Origin of the sequence: Desertimonas flava (genome assembly GCF_003426815.1) — a bacterium.
Classification (GTDB): domain Bacteria; phylum Actinomycetota; class Acidimicrobiia; order Acidimicrobiales; family Ilumatobacteraceae; genus Desertimonas; species Desertimonas flava.
In genome coordinates this window covers 1-4,533 of the sequence record NZ_QKYK01000067.1, presented here as the reverse complement: position 1 = coordinate 4,533, position 4,533 = coordinate 1, and the positions used below count along the sequence as shown (strand labels likewise).

Genomic DNA, 4,533 nt, shown 5'->3' with positions numbered 1-4,533 from the left:
CCATCGGGCGACCACGGGGTGGAACCGGCGTCGGTGCGTGTCGACGGCGACCACGGTGTCGTCGGCCGGATCGGTGAACACCCGCCGCAGCCACACCGCCGCTGACCCGCCGTCGCCGGAGGCGAAGGACTCGAGGAGCTCGCGGACCCAGGCGGCGGGCACGGGTCCGTACCCGTCGATGATTCCGGGTGTGGAGCCGTGTGCGAACAATGACTCTCCAGGGATCGTCACCCGGAGTTCGGTGTCGGGCGAGGGCGCGCCTCGGCCGGTGAGCAGTTCGACGAAGAGGTCGGCGCGCAGCTGGTCGAGGTTGCGGCCGTCGCCCTCGCTGCGTGCGTTGCGGGCCGCCCGGTCGAGAGCACCGAACGCCCGCACCCCGTCGCGCATCGGCACGAGACCCGACAGGCGGACCATCCCGTCGGCGACCGGCCGCATCGTCAGGCAGCGCTGCTCGACGGCGGCGCTGTGGCGTTCGAGGTAGCCGCGCTCGTCGAGCTCGATGGCGAGGAACCGCGCGGCGGTCTCGACCTTGCCGATGCCCAGCCCCGGCAACTGAGGGCTCAATCGGGCATCGACGTGGCGGGCCAGTTCGTCGCTGAGGTGCTCGCACTCGCGGGCCACGACATGGGCTGCCCGTTCGGACACGTCGCCGCTTCGCAGGATCGTGGCGAGCATCGGGAAGCGACCGTCGAGCTGGCGGGCCAGGCGCATGTCCGACGCGGCGTGCTGCGGTGAGATCCCCCGCGCGAGACCCAGCTCGTCGGCGATCCCGCGGCCCAGGAACCGGGCACCGACGCCGGCGTCGCGCTGCTCGGCGAGCGTCGCTTCGGCGAACTGCACCGAGACTTCGGCCCGCAGCCCGGCGCTGGCGTTGACGATGCGTTCCAACAGGGCCACCTGGGCGATCTGGATGGTGGTCGTGGACGCCGGCCGCATGCCCGTGATCACATCGAGCGCGTGCTGCAGCGCAGCCAGCGCAACGTCATCGGGGGCGACGTCATCGGGTGGAACATCGTCGGGTGGTGGATGAACCAGTGGTGGCGAGCAGGTGGCAACAACGCCGCCACCGCTCGACGAACACATCGGGTGCCACATGTCGTGGACCTCCTCGAGTCTGCGAGTGCGCAGGGCGACGCAAAATCGCCGATCCCGCTCGGCCACGACCCCGAAGGCCACAGCTTCGACACGAAAGCCCGAGCCGGTACCCCGATCATAGAGAGGGGGTGTCACACAGTTCCCCGGGCCGGGGCGGGGGCCGCACGTCGTCGCCAGCCGTGTGTCATGATGGCCCCATGACGCGAGCCCCGGGGGGTGGCCGCTGCCACGCCCCCCGTCGTCCCGACCGCGACCGCCACGTCCGCGTCACCGTTCGCCTGCGCCCGGCCACGGATCCCTCCCCCTACCTGGTCGGGCGCAGGTCCTCGTAGCCTCGACGAGCCCGACCGCCGTCGTCCGCTCGGAGCGAGGCCGGAACGATCGGCCAGGATGGCCGGGTGCTGACCCCGTTCGACGACTACCCCATCCACCAGACGTCGCTCCCCCTCGCCCGGGCCGGGGACGCCCACCCCGACTTCTACGACCGCTTCTGGTTCAACGGCTACCGGGACGACTGCTTCTTCGCCCTGGCGATGGGGCTGTACCCGAACCGGGGCGTGATCGACGCCGCGTTCAGCGTGGTCGCCGAGGACGTGCAGCGATCGGTGTTCGCGTCCGGCCGGGCGCCGATCGACCGGACGCAGACGGCCGTCGGTCCGATCCGCGTGGAGATCGTCGAGCCGATGCGCGTCAACCGGCTCGTCATCGACGCGCCCGAGCACGATCTCGAGGCCGACCTCGTCTACCGCGCCCGCACTCCCGTCTTCGAGGAGCCGCGCCAGATCCGCTGGAACGGCCCCCGCCTGCAGTTCGACGTGACCCGGGCGACGCAGCTCGGCAGCTGGGAGGGCACGATCCGATCGGGGTCGACGACCATCGAGATCGGCGCGGACGATGCCGTGCGCGGCACCAAGGACCGCTCGTGGGGCGTCCGACCGGTCGGCGATCCGGCGCCGATGGCCCCGGTCGCATCGGCCGGCCAGCTCTTCTTCCTCTGGGCGCCGATCAACTTCGACGACGTGGCGTTCCACTACATGGTGTTCGAGGACGGTGCCGGCGTCCCGTGGTCGGAGGTCGGCGCGGTGATCCCCGTGATCGCCGCCGGCGAGCCGGTCACCGGGCCGGCCGCCGAGGTGGCCCGCTTCTCGGGGATCCGTCACGACATCCGGTGGGCGTCGGGACTCCGCCGGTCGGACGGCGCCACCCTGACGTTCGACCGTGGCCATGGCGACGAGTCGATCGAGCTCGAACCGCTCCTGACGTTCCGCATGAGCGGCGTCGGCTACATCCATCCGCGCTTCACCCACGGCCGCTGGCACGACGAGCTCGTCGTCGACGGTGAGGCCTTCGCCGCCGGAGACCTCGACAACGCCGAGTTCCGCAACCTCCACGTGCAACAGGTGATGCGGGCCACGTGGGGCGACCGCACCGGCCTCGGCGTCCTCGAACAGCTGGCGATCGGCCCTCACGCGCCGAGCGGATTCTCCTGAGGCCGGGCAGTAGCGTTCCCGACCATCACCTCGCCGCCCGGGTGGCGAAACTGGCAGACGCGGGGGGCTTAAACCCCCCTGGTGGCAACACCATGCGGGTTCGATCCCCGCCCCGGGCACGGCTTCGATCTGGGGCAGATCGCCGTCGCCCACACGATCACGACCGCCGACGACGCGCAGCTCATGTGCCGACGGGAAGGGATGCGGCGTCCTGAAGCTCGCGACGGAGCAGCTTGCCCGAGGGGTTGCGTGGGAGAGCGTCGACGCGATGGAGCTCGTGGACCACCTTGTACGGAGCGACCTGCTCGGCGAACCACGAGCGGAGCACGTCGAGGTCGGCATCGGGATCGGCCACCACGAACCCGATCGGCACCTCACGGCTGTCGCGTTCGGCTCGGACGACAGCCGCGTCTCGGACCTGCGGGTGCGAAACGAGGACAGCCTCGAGCTCGGCCGGAGCGACCTGATAGCCCTTGACCTTGATCAGGTCCTTGATCCGATCGACGATGAACACGAAGCCGTCGGCATCGATCGAGCCGAGGTCGCCGGTGCGGATCCAGCCGTCCTCGGTGAGGATCGTGGCGGTTTCCTCGGGGCGGTTCCGGTACCCGCGCATGACCTGCGGTCCGCGCACCCAAAGCTCGCCGACGGTGTCGATGTCGAGATCGGCGCCTGTGTCCGGGTCGACGACGCGGAGCTCGGTGTCGGGGAGCAAGCGTCCGACCGATCCGGGGCGGCGTCGGCCGTCGAACCTGGGGCTCGTGGCTGCGACGCCGAGCTCGGTCATGCCCCAACCCTGGCCGACGAGCACGCCGGGGTAGCGGGCGGCGATGGCGTCTTCGTGGTCGGCGGGCAACGGGGCTCCACCGAAGCAGATGAATCGGACGCCGGGCAGATTGGCCGGGTCGAGCTGTGGGTGGACGACGAACAGCGGTGCCATCGGCGGTGCGACGATGTAGCAGGTGACGCCATGGCGAACGCACGACTCGGTGAACGTGTCACCGTTGTACCGTGGCATCGCAAGGACGGTCGCGCCGGCGCTGAGCGGTAGCAGCAGCGTCAACACCGCGCCCATGATGTGGGGGAACGGCGCGACCGCCAGGAAGACGTCGTCTGCGGTGGGCTCGATCACCGCAGCGGTTTGTCGCAGAGTGCTGACCAGTGAGCCGTGGGTGAGCTCGACCCCTTTGGGCATTCCGGTCGTGCCGCTCGAGTACGGCAACAGCGCCAGGTCGTCCTCGCGCACCACGTCGAGATCGACCGACGCCCCGGTGTCGGCCATGACGTCGTCGATCGGCGCGACACCTGCGGGCACCGGCCCGGGTCCGAAGGCGACGACATGCTCGACGTTCGTCCGGCCGACCATCGAGTGCGCCCGGGCGGCGAACGGGCTGAAGGCCACGAGGACCTTGGCGTCGCAGTCGACCAGGTGCCGGCGCGCCTCCTCGTCGGTGGCGAGCGGGCTCAGACCGGTGACGCCGCAGCCGGCGGCCATCGCCCCGAACGCGGCGCCGGCCCACCCCGACGAGTTCGGCGCCCACACCGCGACCACGTCGTTGCGACCGCAGTCGTGGTCGGCCAGCCACGCGGCGAACCGGTCGACCGCTCGGCCGAGCTGCGCGTAGGTGGTCGTGGTGCCGGAACCATCATCGATGATCGCGGCTCGGTCGGCGTGGTGTTCGCAGGCGGCTCGAAGGATGTCGACGATGGTCGCCCCACCGATGGGGACGTCGGGTAGGTCGGAACGGAACATGATCACTCCTCGGTGTGGTCGACCGCCGGGATCGACGGCTGATGCGACGAGCGTGAACCGTTGGACTGCTCACCTACCAGGTCACGTCGTGCTCACCTGCTGTTCTCGCAGAGCGGAGTTTCGCCGAGGTAGGTCGACGGGGCCGGGGGCCGGGGGCCGGGGGCCGGGGGCCGGGGGCCGGGGGCCGGGGGCCGG

Annotated in this window: 3 protein-coding genes and 1 tRNA gene; 2 read left to right on the top strand and 2 right to left on the bottom strand. The window is 70.9% G+C overall.

The genetic code is table 11. The features are described 5' to 3' along the window. Nucleotides 1–936, bottom strand: a 936-nt coding sequence (locus tag DN771_RS29010; RefSeq protein ID WP_162942547.1) for a DUF222 domain-containing protein, incomplete at its 3' end; no start/stop codon positions are given. Nucleotides 937–1,493: 557 nt separating this feature from the next. Here DN771_RS29010 and DN771_RS29005 point away from each other — a divergent pair. Then, nucleotides 1,494–2,585, top strand: a complete 1,092-nt coding sequence (locus DN771_RS29005) for an Rv3169 family protein (protein ID WP_117001079.1) — start codon at nt 1,494–1,496, stop codon at nt 2,583–2,585. A 35-nt stretch (nt 2,586–2,620) separates the two neighbouring features. Further along, nucleotides 2,621–2,704 (top strand) — tRNA-Leu (locus DN771_RS29000). A gap of 62 nt (nt 2,705–2,766) precedes the next feature. Here the strand turns inward: DN771_RS29000 and DN771_RS28995 are convergent. Next, a complete protein-coding gene (locus DN771_RS28995; RefSeq protein ID WP_162942546.1) occupies nt 2,767–4,338 on the bottom strand; it encodes an AMP-binding protein in 1,572 nt (523 codons plus the stop codon). Nucleotides 4,339–4,533: the final 195 nt, after the last annotated feature.

Excerpts from the sequence above, each read along its gene's own strand:
- DN771_RS28995 (WP_162942546.1), bottom strand. The coding sequence starts at position 4,338 with ATGTTCCGTTCCGACCTACCCGACGTCCCCATCGGTGGGGCGACCATC.